The following is a 17,308-nucleotide window of genomic DNA, read 5'->3' as shown; positions in this document are numbered from 1 at the left end:
CATGGCAACGCTTGAAATCAACGACCTGCACGTCACCGTCGAGGCCGACAACGCCACGAAGGAGATCCTCAAGGGCGTCGACCTGACCGTGAAGCAGGGCGAGACCCACGCCATCATGGGCCCCAACGGGTCCGGCAAGTCCACCCTCGCGTACTCCCTCGCAGGCCACCCCAAGTACACGATCACCAGCGGCACGGTGACCCTGGACGGCGAGAACGTCCTGGAGATGACCGTCGACGAGCGCGCCCGCGCCGGTCTGTTCCTCGCCATGCAGTACCCGGTCGAGATCCCCGGTGTCTCGGTCTCCAACTTCCTGCGCACCTCCGCCACCGCCGTCCGCGGCGAGGCGCCCAAGCTGCGTACCTGGGTGAAGGAGGTCAAGGAGGCGATGGCCGAACTCCAGATGGACCCCGCCTTCGCCGAGCGCAACGTCAACGAGGGCTTCTCCGGCGGTGAGAAGAAGCGCCACGAGATCCTTCAGCTGGAGCTCCTCAAGCCGAAGATCGCGGTCCTCGACGAGACCGACTCCGGTCTGGACGTCGACGCGCTGAAGACCGTCTCCGAAGGCGTCAACCGGGTCCGCGAGTCCGGCGAGGTCGGCACCCTGCTGATCACGCACTACACGCGCATCCTCAAGTACATCAAGCCCGACTTCGTGCATGTCTTCGCCAACGGCCGCATCGCCGCGTCCGGTGGCGCCGAGCTCGCCGACACGCTGGAGAACGAGGGCTACGAGGCCTACACGAAGGGTGGCGCTTCCGCGTGACTGACGCCCGACAGGGGCTCTCCGGCCTCCTCGACACCGAGGCGATCCGCAAGGACTTCCCGATCCTGGACCGCACGGTCCACGACGGCAAGAAGATCGTGTACCTGGACAGCGCTGCGACCTCGCAGAAGCCGCGCCAGGTGCTCGATGCCCTCAACGAGTACTACGAGCGGCACAACGCCAATGTGCACCGCGGTGTGTACACGATCGCGGAAGAGGCCACGGCGCTGTACGAGGGCGCCCGTGACAAGGTCGCCGCGTTCATCAACGCGCCCAGCCGCAACGAGGTGATCTTCACCAAGAACGCCTCGGAGTCGCTCAACCTCGTGGCCAACATGCTCGGCTGGGCCGACGAGCCCTACCGGGTCGACCACGAGACCGAGATCGTCACCACGGAGATGGAGCACCACTCCAACATCGTGCCCTGGCAGCTGCTCTCGCAGCGCACGGGCGCGAAGCTGAAGTGGTTCGGCATCACCGACGACGGCCGGCTCGACCTGTCCAACATCAACGAGATCATCACCGAGAAGACGAAGATCGTCTCCTTCACACTGGTCTCGAACATCATGGGCACGATCAACCCGGTCGAGCAGATCGTCCGGCGCGCCCAGGAAGTCGGCGCGCTGGTCTGCATCGACGCCTCGCAGGCGGCCCCGCACATGGTGCTCGACGTGCAGGCGCTGCAGGCCGACTTCGTGGCCTTCACCGGCCACAAGATGGTCGGACCGACCGGCATCGGCGTGCTCTGGGGACGGCAGGAGCTCCTGGAGGACCTGCCGCCGTTCCTCGGTGGCGGCGAGATGATCGAGACCGTGTCGATGCACTCGTCGACGTACGCCCCGGCGCCGCACAAGTTCGAGGCCGGTACGCCCCCGATCGCCCAGGCCGTCGGCCTCGGCGCGGCCGTGGACTACCTCTCGGCGATCGGCATGGAGAACATCCACCGCCACGAGCAGGCGATCACCGAGTACGCGGTGAAGCGGCTCCTGGAGGTCCCGGACCTCAGGATCATCGGTCCGGCCACCGCCGAGGACCGCGGGGCCACGATCTCGTTCACGCTCGGCGACATCCACCCGCACGACGTGGGTCAGGTACTCGACGAGCAGGGCATCGCCGTCCGGGTCGGACACCACTGCGCACGGCCGGTCTGCCTGCGGTACGGAATTCCTGCGACGACGCGAGCGTCGTTCTATCTGTACTCCACGCCCGCCGAGGTCGACGCCCTGGTGGACGGTCTGGAACACGTCCGGAACTTTTTCGGTTAGACAGCGGCGAGGGTTGACTGGTGAAGCTCGATTCCATGTACCAGGAAGTGATCCTGGACCACTACAAGCACCCCCAAGGGCGCGGCCTGCGGGACGGCGACGCCGAGGTGCATCACGTCAATCCGACGTGCGGTGACGAGATCACGCTGCGCGTGCGGTACGACGGCGAGACCATCGCCGACGTGAGTTACGAGGGTCAGGGCTGCTCCATCAGCCAGGCCAGCGCCTCCGTGCTGCACGAACTGCTGGTCGGCAAGGAACTGGGCGAGGCCCAGAAGATCCAGACCGCGTTCCTGGAGCTGATGCAGTCCAAGGGGCAGCTGGAGCCGGACGATGCGATGGAGGAGGTGCTGGAGGACGCGGTCGCGTTCGCCGGTGTCTCCAAGTACCCGGCCCGGGTCAAATGCGCGCTGCTGAGCTGGATGGCGTGGAAAGACGCGACGGCGAAGGCGCTGTCCGAAGGGAAGACGGCATGAGCGACAACGAGACTCTCACCACCAAGCCGGCCTCCGAGGAGGAGGTCCGCGAGGCGCTGTACGACGTCGTCGACCCCGAACTGGGCATCGACGTCGTCAACCTGGGCCTGATCTACGGCATCCATGTGGACGACGCCAACATCGCCACCCTCGACATGACCCTGACGTCGGCGGCCTGCCCGCTGACCGATGTCATCGAGGACCAGGCGAAGTCCGCCACCGACGGCATCGTCAACGAGCTGCGGATCAACTGGGTCTGGATGCCGCCGTGGGGCCCGGACAAGATCACGGACGACGGCCGCGAGCAGCTGCGCGCGCTGGGCTTCAACGTCTGAGCGACACCGTGTGCGTATGAACGGCCCCCGGCTCCTGATTGAGCCGGGGGCCGTTCGGCGTTGTTCGTCCGCCGTATCCCCGGCGTCCGCCCGCCGTTGGCGCGAGAATCAGAACCTACTTCTCGACACCCCGCCGACGAGAGGCACACCGTGCTGCATCAGCTTGTCCTCCCTCACCGCCGGACCGTCGCCGCCGCGGGAGGTGCACTGGCGCTGGCCGCCCTGGGGCTGGGCGCACCCGCGCACGCCGCGAGCTACGGAACGCCGACGATCACGCTGTCGGCCGGCTATCTCTCCGGCGCCGTCGGCGCGACCGCCGACCCGGTGGTGACGGTCACCGTCGGGCAGAGCGGAGCCGATGCGTCGGCGCTCGGCGTGGCGGCGTCCGCCAGCTCCGAGTCATCCGTCGCGGCGACCGGCGACGTGACGGTGACCGGCACGGGCGCCACCCGGCAGCTCCGGGTCGCCGCCCACGCCCGCGGCTACACCGACCTCACGATCAAGGTCACCGGCCTCGGCGGGAAGACCGCCACCAAGTCGCTGCACTACGCGGCGTCCGCCGCCGTGCAGAACGCCGCCGACACCCGCTACCTCACCGGCTCCTCGGACATCTCGGCCGCCGTCGACGTCGGTGGCGGCTATGTGGTGGTCGCCGACGACGAGTCCAACACCCTGCGCCTCCACGACCGTTCGTCCTCCGGCGGAGCCGTCCGGACCTGGGACGTCTCCTCGAAGCTCGGGGTGTCCAAGGAGATCGACATCGAGGGCGCGGCCCGGGTCGGGAACACGATCTACTGGACCGGTTCACTGGGCAACAACAAGGACGGCGCGTACAAGTCCGACCGCAACACCGTCTTCACCACGACGGTGAGCGGCTCCGGCGCCGCCACCCAGCTGACCGTCGGCGGGAAGTACAAGAAGCTCCGCGACGACCTCGTCGCCTGGGACAAGGCCAACGGCAACCGCTACGGCTTCGCCGCGGGGACGGCGGACGGCGAAGCGCCCAAGCAGATCGACGGGTTCAACATCGAGGGCCTGGAGTTCGCACCCGGCTCGACGACCACCGCCTACCTCGGCTTCCGCGCCCCGCTCGTCCCGCCGAAGGGGGGCGGCAAGGCGCTGCTCGTGCCCGTCACCAACTTCGACAAGGTGGCCGGCTCCGGGGCGAAGGCGACGATCGGTACCCCCGTCGAGCTGGACCTCGGCGGGCTCAGCATCCGCGACATCCGCAAGAACTCCGCCGACCAGTACCTGATCGTGGCCGGTTCCTGGGCGGCGGACGACAACTCCGACCCGTACGCCCTCTACTCCTGGGACGGTATCGCGGGACACGCGCCGCAGAAGCGGCTCGACCTGCCGACCACCGACCCGGGCGGCTGGGAGGCCGTCGTCGACGTCCCCGACCTGAACACGCCCGGCGCACGCGCCCAGCTGATCACGGACGCGGGCTCGGCCGATCTGTACGGGGACGGCACGGAGGCCAAGGACCTCGACCACGACGAGTGGAAGAAGTCCCGCGCCACCTGGTTCACCGTCAACGGCTGAGCGGTAGCGGCGACCCCCGCGGTTCCCGCCCCGAACGACCGTGCCCGCCGGCCCGACCGGCGGGCACGGTCGTCTCCTTGTCCCAGGCCGTCCGGCGTCAGAGCTTGCCGCTGAACCAGTCGAACGGGCAGCTGCGCAGTCCGGCGGCGTCATGCGGTGTCACGGATGTCACCTGGAGATCCTGGGCGTCACGCCGGCGGCCGGGCGAGTTTGGCGGCCACGGCGTCGAGGACCCAGTCCAGGCCGGTCGCGAAGGATGCCTCGGCGCCCACCTCCGTGCCGTCGTACACGGCCTTGGCCAGCGCCGGGAAGCGGCCCGTGGCCAGCACTCTCGTTACATGCGGGCCGGAGGCGCGCTGCCAGTCGGGCTTCGACAGGCCCGTGGCGCGCTCGGCCCGCAGGTTCGCGATCTCGCGCCTGATCGCGCCGGTGAAGTAGGCGCTGACCGTCTCCACGGCGCGCATGACGGTGTCGATGTCGGCGAGCCCGTCGAGGGCGGCCAGCGTGGTCTCGGCCACGGCGAGGCCGTTCGGGCCCAGGGCCGGGCGGCCGCCGAGCAGGTCGGCCAGCCATTCGTGACGGAGAGCGGCCTGCCTGGTGCGGTGGGCGAGGACGCGCAGCGCCTCGCGCCAGTCAGCGGGCTGCTCCTCGGGGAGAATCTCGGCGTTGACCTCGTCCACCATGAGGTCGAACAGCTCCTCCTTGGTGGAGATGTATCCGTACAGCCGCATCGGCCCGGCGTTCAGCCGGGCGGCGACCTTGCGCAACGACACCGCCTGCAGCCCGCCCTCGTCGGCCAGCGCCACGGCAGCCGCGACGATCCGCTCCCGGTCGAGCGGCACGGGGCGAGTCGGCGGCTCCGGCCGGTCCCACACAGTCATGGTCACACCGTACTGTCGCGATGCCTCGTCCTGGCGCTACAGTGTATCGACATGAGACACCGTATCGCCGTGATTGGGGGCGGCCCCGCCGGCCTCACCCTCGCCCGCGTCCTGCACCGCCATGATCACTCCGTCACCGTCCTCGAACGCGATGCCGCCCCCGACGCCCGGCCCCCGGGCGGCGCGCTGGACCTGCACGAAGGGCTGGGCCAGCGCGCGCTGGAGAAGGCGGGACTGCTCGCGGAGTTCCAGGCGCTGGCTCGTCCCGAGGGGCAGGCCATGCGCATTCTGGACGCGGACGGGACCGTCCTGCGCGACTGGCAGCCCCGTCCGGGTGACCGGGCCAATCCCGAGATCGACCGCGGGCAACTCCGTGACCTGCTGCTCGGCCCCCTGAACGTGCAGTGGGGGCGGGGCGTGACGGAGGTGGTGCCGGAGACCCGGGGCGGCGTGCTGGTCCGATGCGCGGACGGGCGACAGGAGACGTTCGACCTGGTGATCGGCGCGGACGGCGCCTGGTCCCGGGTCCGCCCGGCAGTCTCGTCCGTGACGCCGCACTACACCGGCGTCACCTTCGTCGAGAGCTCCCTCGACGACATCGACGCCCGCCACCCTGACCTTGCCGGGTTGATCGGCGACGGTTCCGTGGCTGTGTACGGCGTGAACCGCGCCCTCGTCGCCCAGCGCGGCAGCGGCGGCCACGTCAAGGTGTACGCCCAGTTCCGCGCGCCGCTGGACTGGCACACGAACCTGGACCTGGCCGACGTCGAGGCCGTGCGGTCAAGCCTGCTGGCCCTGTTCGACGGCTGGGCCGCCCCCTGCCTCGACCTCCTGCGCCACGGCACCGCTTTCGTCCACCGCCCCCTCCACGTCCTGCCCGTGTCCCACACCTGGGCCCACGTCCCCGGGGTGACGCTGCTGGGCGACGCCGCCCACCTGATGCCCCCGCTGGGGGCGGGCGCGAATCTCGCGATGCTGGAAGGCGCCGAACTCGCCGAGTCCGTCGCGGCCGCCTCCGGCCCCGGAGATCTGGACGAGGCCGTCCGCGCCTTCGAGGAGCGGATGTGGGCACGGGCCGGCAGGTGGGCGAAGATCACGGCGGCCGGTCTGGAACGCCTCGTGAGCCCGGACCCCGCCGCAGCCCTCGCTCTCTTCGACGAAGTCCAGCCGTCCTGACTGCCTCGCGCGGCACGGTCCCCGTCCGTGACTCCAGGCACCCGACCGGTCCGGTGCCGAACTTCCCCGCCGGTTCGTTCTCTTGTCTCATGGCGGGAGCCAAGGCCGGAGCGTGCGGCGCCGCCTGACCGCTCGGTGGGGCCGATTGCCGGTCGCTCCCTTGCCGGGGTGCCTTTACGGACCGAGGCGGATCTCGCGGTTCACTATCCGACCGGCCGTGCACTTATTAGCGCACTTGTTCGATTCACGTACGCTGGACCCATGGCAACGCACCAGCTTCAGGGGTCACTCTTCGACCAGGGCGACGACGTGCGCCTGGGCCCGCTGGGCGGGATCCACCGGACGGTCCTCGGCGACGGGGCCTGGATCGACCTGCTGCCGGGCTGGCTCAGCGGCGCCGGAGTCCTGTTCGAACGGCTGGCCGCGGACGTCCCGTGGAAGGCGGAACGCCGGCAGATGTACGAGAGGGTCGTGGACGTGCCCCGGCTGCTCGCCTTCTACCGGGCCGGCGAACCGCTGCCGCACCCCGTTCTCGACGAGGCGCGCCGGGCCCTGAGCGCGCACTACGCCGCCGAGCTCGGGGAGGAGTTCACGACGGCCGGCCTGTGCCACTACCGCGACGGGCGCGACAGTGTGGCCTGGCACGGCGACCGTATCGGCCGGGGTGCCCGTGAGGACACGATGGTCGCCATCCTCTCCGTCGGCACCCCGCGTGACCTGCTGCTGCGCCCGGTGGGCGGCGGCGAGACCGTGCGCCGCCCACTGGGACACGGCGACCTGATCGTGATGGGCGGCTCGTGCCAGCGGACCTGGGAGCACGCCATCCCCAAGTCGGCCCGGTCGGCCGGAGGGCGTATCAGCATCCAGTTCCGGCCGCACGGGGTGCAGTGACCGGTCCCGGGCCCCCTGAAGCGGCGTGCCGGACGGGGGTGGCGGCAGGAGTCGTGTCACCGGTCCGGCCGGCCGATTCAAGGGGTACAGCCCGCCTGGATCGGCCGGCTCGAGCTGGGAAGCCGCGGGCCGGGCCGCGTCCTGGACGGTGTGTCAGACGGTCTTGACGGATCCGCCGTCAATCAGCAGGTCTGTGCCGGACACGCTGGCCGCCAGCGGTGAGGCGAGGTAGGCGATGGCCGCAGCGACCTCGGACGGTTCCAGCAGGCGGCCGGTGGTCATCCCCGTCGCGGCCGGGAGCTGGGCCAGCAGCTGCTCCTGGGTGACCCCCATGGAGCGGGCCAGCTCGGCGCCGTAGCCGTCCGGGCCCTCCCACATCGCGGTACGCACCGCGCCCGGCGAGATGGTGTTGACGCGCACGCCCTGCGGTCCGAACTCCTCCGCCAGCGCCTTGCCGAAGGCGGTCAGCGCGGCCTTCGCGGTGGTGTACGGGACGGGCCCGGCATGCGGCATCCGGGCGCTGTTGGAGGAGACGTTGACCAGCGCCCCGCGGCGGCGCAGCAGGCTGGGCAGCGCCGCCCGGCTGGTCCGCACGGCGGCCAGGAAGTTCAGGTCGAGGGACTGCTGCCACTGCTGGTCGGTGAAGGAGAGGAAGCCGCCGGTTTGGCCCTCTCCGCTGTCGCCGCCGCCGACGTTGTTGACGAGCAGGTCGAGGTCGCCGAACTCGGTGATGGCGCGGTCGATCAGCTGGGCGGGGGCATCGGGGGTCAGCAGGTCCATCGGCAGGGCCAGAGCGCCGGTCTCCTTCAGCTCCGGGGTGATGGTGCGGGAGGCGGCTACCACGCGAACGCCTTCGGCGGTGAGCGCTTGGACGGTGGCCAGTCCGATGCCGCGGCTTGCGCCGGTGACCACGGCGGTGGTGTTCGTGAGCTGCAGGTCCATGGATGCACTCCTGTCGTGGAAATCAATCAGTAGCGACTTCAGTGACGCCGTAAAGCTAGTAGATGCAACACCGGTGATGCAAGTAATCCGCGATCGGTGTCCCCGATGTACTGTCTGATCCATGGAGACGAGAGGGCGCGCGTTGCGCGCCGACGCGGAGCGGACGGTGCGGACGATCCTGGAGGCGGCCGAACGCGTGCTGGCCGCCGACCCGGCGGCGACCATGGAACAGATCGCAGCGGCGGCCGGGGTGGCCCGCACCACCGTGCACCGGCGCTTCGCCACCCGCGAGGCGTTGGTCGAGGCGCTGGCGGCCTGGGCGACCGAGCGGTTCCACCAGGCCGTGGAGGCCGCCCGCCCACTCACCTCCCCGCCGCTGGTCGCCCTGCACCAGGTGACCGCCAACGTCCTTCAGGTGAAGATCGGCTGGAGCTTCGCGATGAGCCGGACCGCTTCGTCCGGCCCCGAGACGGCACGCGTGCAAGCCGATGTCCTGGCCCAGTGCGACCAGCTCTTCCGGCGCGCGCAGGAGGCCGGCCTGCTGTCTGCGGACACCGACCTGGACTGGGCCCGCCGGGTCTACTACGCCCTCATCCACGAGGCGGCCGAGGAAGGGCGGGACGTCGTCGATATCGGCGCCGTCGACCAGCTGGCCGCACGTGTGGTGGACACCCTGCTGCACGGAGTCGGGGCACCGGGGTAGACCTTGCTCCGGCAGCGGGGCGGGTCTCCCAGCCGGATGGTGACGGTGGTCTCGTCGTCGGTGACGTCGTCGATGGTGAGGCGGACGACGCGGCTGACGGGTTGCGCGTGGAGAAGGAATCCGTGGCCGCCCGGCTCTCCGCCCTACCGTTCACGCCAGGTGTAGGGGGCGATGGCGGCGGTGTCGATGTCGGTGTCGGGCCAGCGGCGGCGCAGCAGGGCCGCCGTGGACCGGCACCAGGCCGCCAGGTGGGGGAGTACCCGGTGCGCCTCGGCGGTGCGGGCTCCGGATTCCAGCAGGGCCACCATCTGGGTGCGGGAGTCGTTGCCGGGGCCGCGTGCGTCCAGTGACGTGAGACGGTCGGTGCGCGTCATCACCCAGACCATGGAAGCCGAGGCCAGGCCGAAGCCGAACCGCTGGTCGTCCTCGGCCTCGGGGACCGTCCGGGCAAGGGCCCGGCGGAATGCCTCGACCTGGCCCGGCCCCGATACCGCCAACCAGTTCGGGCCGGGGACCGCGAAGCTGGTCGCGGCGGTGAGGGCATGGCGGAAGCCCGCCCCCTCGAAGTCGATCAGCCGGCCGCCGCCGCTCGGTCCGGTCAGGAAGTTGTGTGACTCGGTGTCGCCGTTGGTCAGGGCCAGGAACGGGCCGGGATCCGCCAGTTCGGCCACGGCCGCTTCCAGATCGCGCTCCGCTGCGGCGGGCAGCGGGACGCCGAAGGCGGCGGCCCGGGCGAGCCCGTTCCGCCAGAGGCCGGTGCAGGCGTGTTCCCAGTCGCCCAGCCGGCAGGCGCCGGTGCCCAGTGCCGTGCGGCGGGCGTCGAACAGCGCGGCGCGGCCGGCCGATGCGGCGGCCAGCTCGCCCATCGAGGAAGCGAAGGCGGTCAGTTCGGCGTCCAGGGCCGGGGTGTGGCCGTCGCGGTGCAGCAGTCCGGCCAGTTCGGTGCGGGGGTACAGGTCCTCCAGCACGAGCAGGCGGGAATCCGGTGAGGCGGCGTGCAGGCCCGGTGCGAGGTCGAGGCGGAGGTCGTCGGCGATGAAGGTGAGCGCGGCCTGCTCGCACCGCGTCAGCTCCGCGGCGGAGCGGAGGCCGTATCCCCCGGGGCGGAGGCATTTCACGATGACCGTACCGGGGAGTCCGGCTGCCTCCGCCAGATGGGCGCGCAGTACCCAGGGGTGGTGCAGCGGCTCGATGCGCTCGACGGTGGTCCGGGTGCCGACGGAGGCCGTGAGCAGTGCCTCGATCTCGGCGGATGCGGGAAGGGCGACGTCCAGAGGTACGGGCACCGGGGGATCCTCGCACGGCGGGCCAGAATCATTGAAAGCCCGTCAAGCGCCCTGGCCGGACTGCGACGTGGGGCGGCGGAAGTAGTCGACGGCAACGTCAGCGGACGGGGGCCCGAGCCGCTGTGCCCTCGCGAGGTACGTCATCAGGTTTCGACGGCAACGAGCGCGCCCGTTCCTCCCGCGCGCCGGCCTCGTCCACCGCGCCTTGCCCCGCCTGCGCCGGGAACACCGCCGCCGGCAGCCCGATCGACACGTCGTCCGTCAGCCACCTCGCGGCCTCACCCCAGCGAGCCCCACCCGAAGAGCGTCACATGTAGATCGTTGACTCATGACCATTGTCCCAAGGGCCGCCCAGGGCAGGGGAGATGGACCAGGGGTGCCACGAGATTCGGCACACGCGGTTCGCCGGCAACGGAGCGACCTATTCCCTTTGTGGGCATGACATGTGGAGACCTAGGATCAGCCGTCCTTCGACCACGATCAACTGGAGGGATTCCCTGTGCATCAATCCGCGCAGCTCACCCCGGCCCCCGGCCGGCGAAGACCGCTGAGGCGACTAGCCCTGGCGGCAGGCTTGTTGGCCGCTCTCGTGTGCGCCCCGCTGCCCCTGCTCAACGAGCTCGCGTTCGCCGAGGATGCCGATCCGACGGCCGAAGCGCCGGCGGCGCAGCGGACGAACGGCGTCCGGAGCGAGATAGTCTCCGAGCGCACCGATTCGACCACCACCTGGGCCAACGCCGACGGCACCACCACCGTCGAGGCCTACACCGGCCCGATCCGGGTCAAGCAGCCCAACGGCAGCTGGCGGCCCGTCGACACCACCCTCGTGGCGGAGGACGGCGTGGTGAGGCCGAAGACCGCTGCCGCCGATATCACCTTCTCCGGCGGCGGTACGGGCGAACCACTGGCCGAGGTCACCCGCGGCGGCCACACCCTCGGGCTCGACTGGCCAGGCAAGCTGCCCGAGCCCCGCCTGGACGGTTCATCCGCCGTCTACCCCGGTGCTGTCGAGGGCGGCGACCTCGTGGTGACCGCCCTCAAGGAGGGCTTCTCCCACTCCGTCGTCCTGCACGAGCGCCCCGACGGCCCGGTCAGTTACCGACTGCCCGTCTCGACCGACGGCCTCACCCTGCATGAGACCGCCGACGAACGCCTTCGCTGGAACGACAGCAGCGGCCGTACGGTGGCCACCGCGCCGCTGCCGGTTATGTGGGGCGCGGACGAAGATCCCGCCTCCGGTGAGCCCGAGGACATCGCGGCCATCGACGTCACGATCGAGCGGGACGCGGACACCGGCGGCCAGGTCTTGGTTCTGGAACCCGACCCCAAGTTCCTCGCCGACCCTGATCTGCGGTATCCGGTCACCATCGACCCGACCGACTCCCTGCTCGGCCCGGTGACCGACACCTGGGTCCAGTACGACGACTACCTCACCTCGCAGCGCGGCTCGACCGAACTGAAGGCCGGTACCTACAACGGCACCGAGAAGGCCCGCTCGTACCTGAAGTTCGACGCGGCGAAGTACGCCGGCAAGCACGTCCTCGACACCGACCTGCGCCTGTACTCGTACTACTCGTCCACGTGCAGCACCACCAACGCAGGCAACCAGGTACGCCGTATCACCTCGGCCTGGGACCCCTCGGCCATCACCTGGGCCGAGCAGCCCACGACGACCACGACCGGCGCCGTGACCTCCGTGGCGGCCAAGGGGTACAACGCCGGCTGTCCGGCGGGGCACGTCTCCTGGGACATCGACGGGATAGTCCAGGCCTGGGCCGACGGCCAGCCCAACCAGGGTGTGCGGATCGCGGCCGTCGATGAGACGGACCCCCTGACCTGGCGCCGCTACTATTCGGCGAATCAGACGGACGGCTCGCACAACGCCGCCTTCGAGCCCTCCCTGACGGTCACCTACAACTCCAAGCCCGCAACCGCGGCGGCCGTCTCCCCGCTGTCGGGTACCTACACCTCGGACACCACGCCCACGCTGTCCGCGAAGGCCACCGACGCCGACGCCCAGCAGCTCACCCTGACCTTCGAGGTCTGGGCGGCGAACGGCACCGCGGCCCTGCAGTCCGGCACGTCCGCCTCCGTGGCCTCCGGAGCGGTGGCGACCCACACGGCCGGCACCCTGGCGCCGGGCGGCTACAAGTGGCGGGCCCGGGCGTCCGACGGCACTGACGCCGGGGCCTGGTCGGGGTGGCAGACGTTCACCGTCGACACCACCGTCCCGTCCGCCCCTGCCATCACCTCTACCAGCCACCCCTCGGCGTCGGCCTGGTACAGCGCCACCACCTTTTCGGGCGCGCTCGCCGCGACCGACGCCTCCGGCGTGAGCGGATACGCCGTCAAGCTCGACCAGAATCCGACGACGGCCGCCGGATTCACCGTGACGCAGACCGCTGCCGCCGTGAGCTGGTCCGGGCGCACTGACGGAACCTGGTGGGTGCACGCGGCCGCCAAGGACAAGGCGGGGCTGTGGTCCACGACCCAGCACCGTGGTTTCAACGTGGACACCACCGCCCCGGGCGCGCCCGGCGGCCTGGTCTCCTCCACGCACCCGGTGACGACCAGCGCGTACGCCGGGCGCACCGCGTCCTTCGGCTGGTCGGCGCCCACCGACCTGTCCGGCGTCGCCGGTTACGCCGTCAGCGTCGACCGCGTTGCGGACACCCTGCCGGCCGGCAGCGGCACCGCGCAGACGACGACGAAGTTCACCACGACCGTCGACGCGGACGGTACCTGGTACGTGCACGTGCGGGCCAAGGGCCAGGCGGGCAACTGGTCGTCCAGCGCCGCGCACCTGCCGTTCCGGGTCGACACGACACTGCCGCCGAGCCCGGTGATCAGCTCCTCCACGCATCCCGACCAGACGGGCGCTTACAAGAGCGGCTCCTTCCAGGCGGCCTGGACCGCGCCCTCCGGCGCCTCCGCCGGGTACAGCATCGTCGTCGACGCCACCAGCGACACCGTGCCGGACAGCACGTCGGAGACGACCGGTACCGCGTACACGACGACCCGTGCCGAGGGCACCTGGTACCTGCATGTGCGCGGCATCGACGGCAACGGCGTGGCCGGGGCCACCTCGCACTACCGCTTCACCGTCGACACCACCGCGCCCGGCGCCCCTGCCGTGGCCTCGACGGCCTACCCGTCGGACGCCTGGGCGGGCGGCGCACAGGTGACCGGGGCGTTCACGCTGACGCCGGACGGCGCCGACACCCGCATCCTGACGTACCGGATCGACGGCGGCTCCGCGCAGAGCGTCACCACCAGCGGCGGCCCGGTGGCGCTGCCGGTCACCCCGGCCACCGAGGGCAGCCACCAGCTCGTCGTCACCGCGACCGACCGGGCCGGCAACGTATCGGCCGCGGCCAAGCGCGCCTTCCATGTGGGACAGGCGGCCGTCACCGCACCCGCCAACGGCGAGGTGCTCGTCGGCTCGGCCGACCTCGCGGTCGGAGCGCCGGCCTCGCTGACGGAGGTCACGTTCCTGCAGCGGTCCTCGTCCGCCGACCCGTGGCAGGTCATCCCGGCCTCCCAGGTCACTCGCGCCGACGGCACCGCCGTGACCTGGCCGGTGCCACTCGCCGGCGGCTCGGCGCCAAAGCTGCTGTGGGACACCTCGTTCCTGTCCGGCAGCGGCGGTCGGCAGATCGGCGCCCGCTTCGGTGGACCGTACGGCCCGCCGGAGGCCGAACCGGTCTCGGTGATCGTCGACAGGGTCGAGGTCATCGAGGGCGGATCGGACGACGGCATGCAGGAGTCGCAGCCGGCCAAGGCCTACGCCCTGGAGCAGGCCAAGACGCGCGCGGCGAACAGCCCCGACACCTTTGCCCCGCCCTACCTCGACCCGGCCACGGGTGATCTGGTCGCGCCGGTGGTGCAGGCGGCCTCGGCCGCCGAGGCGTCCGCACCGGTCCAGGTGACGCAGGCCCCGGCCGACGAGGGCAGCGGAACGCCCGCCGCTGACACGGAGGACGGCACCAAGCCCGACACCGAGACCACCGAGACGCAGACCCCGGCGCCACCCGCCGACGGGGCCGAGGAGTCCACCGGCGAGGAGTCGTTCGAGATGCCGCAGGACACCACGGAGACGGCTCCCGCGCCCGCCGGGCCGACCGTCACCGAGGAGGTTGCCCCGCGCGCCGAGGTGGTGGAACACAGTGTCACCGCGCTGGAGTCCGTGCGCGACGAGGTCCTGCAGTTGCCGGAAGCGGAGCTGCCCGGCGTGAGCGGGCTGCGTGTGGCGTCCGTGGACGCTGCGAACAACCGTGTCGTCGTCAGGACCGAGGCGGCCACCCCGGCGCTGGTCACGGCCCTGGGCGACCGGTACGGTACCGACACCGTGGCCGTGCAGGTCGCCCCCGGCGTCGACGCACTGGAGCCCCAGGCGACCCGTTACAACGACACCTCGCCCTACTACGGCGGGGCACGTTTCTACTCGCAGCTGACCGTCAGCTCGGCGTCGTGGTGCACGGCGGGCTTCCCCTGGAAGTACAACGGCAATTGGTACATGGTGACCGCAGGCCACTGCACCACCGGCAACGGTGCCGTCCTCAACCCCAGCAAAAGCGACTACATCGGTCCCGTCGTGCGGGACAACTGGAAGAACGGGTACGGCTCGGTGAAGCTCTCCGGCCAGAGCTACTACGCGGGTGACCTGTCGCTGTACCGGGTCAACAGCGACAGCTCCGCGTCGGCCCGGATATACAAGGGCGGCAAGACGTCCAGCTCGTCGCGCCCCGTCCACGACTACTGGCGGCGCTGGGCGCAAAGCGGTGACAAGGTCTGCACGGGCGGCATGATGACCGGCGAGAAGTGCGGCTGGAAGGTGACCGACACGCAGGTGACCGTCCACTACTCGGGGGGTACGACGGCCAAGAACATGGTCGTGGCCAAGAAGACGTCCGGCTCCTGCACCATCAACGGTGACTCAGGCGGCCCGGTGTACACCGTCGATGGCAGCGGACGCGCCTTCGCCAAGGGCATCATTTCCGGCGGCGGGGGTGGCGGCGGCGACAACAGCGGCGGTCTCTTCGACCCGTGCTGGCTGTACTTCACCGATATCGGGCTGGCCAACAGCGCCTTCCCCGGCACAGTAGCGAGGTATTGATATGCGCCGTGCCCTTCTCGCCCCGCTGCTGATGGTCGCCCTGACCGGATGCTCGGTCTTCGGCCAGGACACACCGTGCCGGCAGGCCGACGCGGACTCGCAGGTGTCCGCTGTGTGGCGGCCCGCCGACTTCGGCGGCCGGGATGAGGTGAAGATCCGGCTGTGCGTGGACGACAGCTGCGAGGAGAAGGCATCGGGCAACCCCGATGACCCGTTCACCTCGCTGAGGGTCCGGCTCCCCGACGACGTCGGCGCGACCACCGTGCCGGTACGGCTCACCGTAACCTCCGCGAAGAGCGGTGACACGGTCGTCGAGGACAGCACCCGGGCCAAGCTGACGGAGCAGCACCCCAATGGCACCTCCTGCCCGCCCACAGCATGGACGGCGACGTTCCGTGCCCACCCCGAAAAGGGCCTCAGCTCCCCCAAGGGAATGAAGCTCCAGGGCTGAGCCCCCGCGCAAAGCGCCCGCCCCCCGGCACGACCGGAAGGGGCGGGCGCTCTGCGTCGAGCCCCGGGACGTGTTCCGGGTTCGGGCCGTGCCGGCCGGAGGCTGCGGACGCGAGGACGCCCCTGCGGAGCCTGAACCCTGGTGCTTGCCCGCTGGGAGACGGCCTCAGCCCGTGTACTGCGGCGGTACCGCGGCGGCCTCGGCGAGGACCGGGCCCAGGTTCTCGGTGCGGATGCGGCGGTCCACGTACAGCAGTCCGGTCACCAGCGGCGGGAAGGTGGCCACGATCAGCTGGCTGACCAGCTGACCGATCATCATGACCACCAGATAGCCGCTCATGGCGACGATGATCGAGGCCGGGTTCGGGTCGTCGCCCAGGTTCGCCGAGCCGAGCATGCCCGAGAACATGCCGATGAACGAGAACGGCAGCTGGATCAGATAGCTCGCGACCCCCGCGATGGCGCCTGCCAGCAGGCTGATCCCGAAGATCCGCCACCAGTCGCCGCGCACCAGCGCGGACGAGCGGCGCATCGCCGCGATGGGGCCCTGGTTCTCGAAGACCACGGCCGAGGGCGCCAGGCTGAACTTCACCCAGAGCCAGACCGCCAGCGGTGCCGTCGCCATGGCGCCGACGATGCCGATGACGACCAGCGCGATCGAGGCGCCGCCGTCCATGGCGATCGTGCCGATCATGAGGGCGATGATCCCGGCCCAGGCGAGCAGGAGCGGGATCATCGCGATCACCCAGCTCAGGAAGACCGTTCCGATCACGGCGGGCACCCGTGCCCAGGCCCGGCGCCAGACCGCGGAGAAGGTGGTCGGCCGGCCCAGCACCGCTTCCTGGAGGACCGCGGGTACGGCCGCGTACATCAGGGCCGTGGAGAGCACGGCCGCGATCAGGCACACCAGCGCGATCGCGCAGAGGGCGATCACCACCGGTACCCAGTCATCGGTCCTGGGGTCCTCGTCGGAGCCGAGCGAGAACATCCGGTCCAGATGGTCCGAGGTCGCGGAGTAGCCGATCGCGACCGCCGCCACGACCACGGCCAACGCCCCGCCGTACACGGCAGCGCCGATGCCGAACAGCTGCTTGCCGTGACGGCCCACGGTGGAGAACGCGCCGTTGAATATGTCCCCGAGCCTCAGCGGCCCCAGGGGTATCACCCCGGGCTTGGGCGGCATCCAGCCGCCGCCCCAGCCGCCCCAGCCGGGCGGCCCTCCGGGAGGCCCCCCGTACGGCGCGCCTCCGTACGGCCCGCCGCCCCCCCCTGCGTCCTGCGCCCCTTCTGCTCCGTCTGTCAGCCGATCATGTACATGGACGGACCACGGTAGCGCCCCCGGTGCCCGGGTGACCCCGGTCCTTCGCCGCCATCGATGCTTACACTCGTACACATGGGATATGGACTGCTGGCCGCGGCCATCGCGGCGGAGGTGGCCGGGACGACCGCCATGAAGTACAGCGAGGGGTTCACCCG

The 17,308-nt window shown here is 70.8% G+C and carries 15 protein-coding genes; 11 read left to right on the top strand and 4 right to left on the bottom strand.

The window, feature by feature from the left end; genetic code table 11:
- The first annotated feature begins 1 nt into the window (after position 1).
- From sufC to J1C73_RS05990, 5 genes are all read left to right on the top strand, one after another.
- Positions 2–766: a Fe-S cluster assembly ATPase SufC gene (sufC, locus tag J1C73_RS06010; protein ID WP_123469245.1), complete on the top strand. Its 765-nt coding sequence runs from the start codon at positions 2–4 to the stop codon at positions 764–766.
- The gene (locus J1C73_RS06005; RefSeq protein WP_073735372.1) at positions 763–2,031 is read left to right on the top strand and encodes a cysteine desulfurase; all 1,269 of its coding nucleotides are present in this window, start codon (positions 763–765) and stop codon (positions 2,029–2,031) included. The genes sufC and J1C73_RS06005 overlap by 4 nt, the downstream gene beginning before the upstream one ends.
- A gap of 20 nt (positions 2,032–2,051) precedes the next feature.
- On the top strand, positions 2,052–2,507 hold the full coding sequence (gene sufU, locus J1C73_RS06000) for a Fe-S cluster assembly sulfur transfer protein SufU (protein ID WP_164494306.1): 456 nt from the start codon (positions 2,052–2,054) through the stop codon (positions 2,505–2,507).
- A complete protein-coding gene (locus tag J1C73_RS05995; protein ID WP_056783575.1) occupies positions 2,504–2,842 on the top strand; it encodes a metal-sulfur cluster assembly factor in 339 nt (112 codons plus the stop codon). Before sufU ends, J1C73_RS05995 begins: the two co-directional genes overlap by 4 nt.
- A gap of 150 nt (positions 2,843–2,992) precedes the next feature.
- The gene (locus J1C73_RS05990) at positions 2,993–4,387 is read left to right on the top strand and encodes a DUF3616 domain-containing protein (RefSeq protein ID WP_207315414.1); all 1,395 of its coding nucleotides are present in this window, start codon (positions 2,993–2,995) and stop codon (positions 4,385–4,387) included.
- 188 nt (positions 4,388–4,575) lie between these two features.
- On the opposite strand, the gene J1C73_RS05985 is transcribed toward J1C73_RS05990, so the two are convergent.
- Positions 4,576–5,268, bottom strand: coding sequence for a TetR/AcrR family transcriptional regulator (locus J1C73_RS05985; protein ID WP_207315413.1), 693 nt, complete (start codon positions 5,266–5,268; stop codon positions 4,576–4,578).
- Between the two features lie 51 nt (positions 5,269–5,319).
- On the opposite strand from J1C73_RS05985, the gene J1C73_RS05980 reads away from it, so the two are divergent.
- Entirely contained in the window at positions 5,320–6,444 is a 1,125-nt protein-coding gene (locus J1C73_RS05980) for an FAD-dependent oxidoreductase (protein WP_207315412.1), read from the top strand.
- A gap of 261 nt (positions 6,445–6,705) precedes the next feature.
- Positions 6,706–7,335: an alpha-ketoglutarate-dependent dioxygenase AlkB gene (locus J1C73_RS05970; RefSeq protein ID WP_207315411.1), complete on the top strand. Its 630-nt coding sequence runs from the start codon at positions 6,706–6,708 to the stop codon at positions 7,333–7,335.
- A gap of 153 nt (positions 7,336–7,488) precedes the next feature.
- On the opposite strand, the gene J1C73_RS05965 is transcribed toward J1C73_RS05970, so the two are convergent.
- On the bottom strand, positions 7,489–8,277 hold the full coding sequence (locus tag J1C73_RS05965) for an SDR family NAD(P)-dependent oxidoreductase (RefSeq protein ID WP_207315410.1): 789 nt from the start codon (positions 8,275–8,277) through the stop codon (positions 7,489–7,491).
- A gap of 121 nt (positions 8,278–8,398) precedes the next feature.
- Here J1C73_RS05965 and J1C73_RS05960 point away from each other — a divergent pair, with 121 nt between their 5' ends.
- Complete coding sequence (locus J1C73_RS05960; protein ID WP_207315409.1) at positions 8,399–8,980, top strand: TetR/AcrR family transcriptional regulator; 582 nt, start codon at positions 8,399–8,401, stop codon at positions 8,978–8,980.
- A gap of 143 nt (positions 8,981–9,123) precedes the next feature.
- Here J1C73_RS05960 and J1C73_RS05955 read toward each other — a convergent pair whose 3' ends face one another.
- On the bottom strand, positions 9,124–10,266 hold the full coding sequence (locus J1C73_RS05955) for a hypothetical protein (protein ID WP_207315408.1): 1,143 nt from the start codon (positions 10,264–10,266) through the stop codon (positions 9,124–9,126).
- Positions 10,267–10,840: 574 nt separating this feature from the next.
- Here J1C73_RS05955 and J1C73_RS05950 point away from each other — a divergent pair.
- Complete coding sequence (locus J1C73_RS05950; RefSeq protein WP_242643783.1) at positions 10,841–15,382, top strand: DNRLRE domain-containing protein; 4,542 nt, start codon at positions 10,841–10,843, stop codon at positions 15,380–15,382.
- A gap of 1 nt (position 15,383) precedes the next feature.
- On the top strand, positions 15,384–15,833 hold the full coding sequence (locus tag J1C73_RS05945) for a hypothetical protein (protein ID WP_207315407.1): 450 nt from the start codon (positions 15,384–15,386) through the stop codon (positions 15,831–15,833).
- 165 nt (positions 15,834–15,998) lie between these two features.
- Here J1C73_RS05945 and J1C73_RS05940 read toward each other — a convergent pair whose 3' ends face one another.
- Complete coding sequence (locus J1C73_RS05940; RefSeq protein ID WP_207315406.1) at positions 15,999–17,015, bottom strand: DUF7847 domain-containing protein; 1,017 nt, start codon at positions 17,013–17,015, stop codon at positions 15,999–16,001.
- A 210-nt stretch (positions 17,016–17,225) separates the two neighbouring features.
- Between J1C73_RS05940 and J1C73_RS05935 the strand changes: the two genes are divergently transcribed.
- Positions 17,226–17,308 (top strand): SMR family transporter (locus J1C73_RS05935; protein WP_242643786.1); only part of this gene is annotated, 83 nt, incomplete at its 3' end.

This window comes from Streptomyces laculatispora (genome assembly GCF_017353455.1).
GTDB classification, from domain to species: domain Bacteria; phylum Actinomycetota; class Actinomycetes; order Streptomycetales; family Streptomycetaceae; genus Streptomyces; species Streptomyces laculatispora.
This window is presented reverse-complemented; position numbering and strand designations above follow the sequence as displayed.

What these genes read in the sequence shown, in the direction of transcription:
- sufC (WP_123469245.1), top strand. Translation starts at nt 2, where the DNA reads ATGGCAACGCTTGAAATCAACGACCTGCACGTCACCGTCGAGGCCGAC.
- J1C73_RS05995 (WP_056783575.1), top strand. Translation starts at nt 2,504, where the DNA reads ATGAGCGACAACGAGACTCTCACCACCAAGCCGGCCTCCGAGGAGGAG.
- J1C73_RS05985 (WP_207315413.1), bottom strand. Translation starts at nt 5,268, where the DNA reads ATGACTGTGTGGGACCGGCCGGAGCCGCCGACTCGCCCCGTGCCGCTC.
- J1C73_RS05980 (WP_207315412.1), top strand. Translation starts at nt 5,320, where the DNA reads ATGAGACACCGTATCGCCGTGATTGGGGGCGGCCCCGCCGGCCTCACC.
- J1C73_RS05970 (WP_207315411.1), top strand. Translation starts at nt 6,706, where the DNA reads ATGGCAACGCACCAGCTTCAGGGGTCACTCTTCGACCAGGGCGACGAC.
- J1C73_RS05965 (WP_207315410.1), bottom strand. Translation starts at nt 8,277, where the DNA reads ATGGACCTGCAGCTCACGAACACCACCGCCGTGGTCACCGGCGCAAGC.
- J1C73_RS05960 (WP_207315409.1), top strand. Translation starts at nt 8,399, where the DNA reads ATGGAGACGAGAGGGCGCGCGTTGCGCGCCGACGCGGAGCGGACGGTG.
- J1C73_RS05945 (WP_207315407.1), top strand. Translation starts at nt 15,384, where the DNA reads ATGCGCCGTGCCCTTCTCGCCCCGCTGCTGATGGTCGCCCTGACCGGA.
- J1C73_RS05940 (WP_207315406.1), bottom strand. Translation starts at nt 17,015, where the DNA reads ATGCCGCCCAAGCCCGGGGTGATACCCCTGGGGCCGCTGAGGCTCGGG.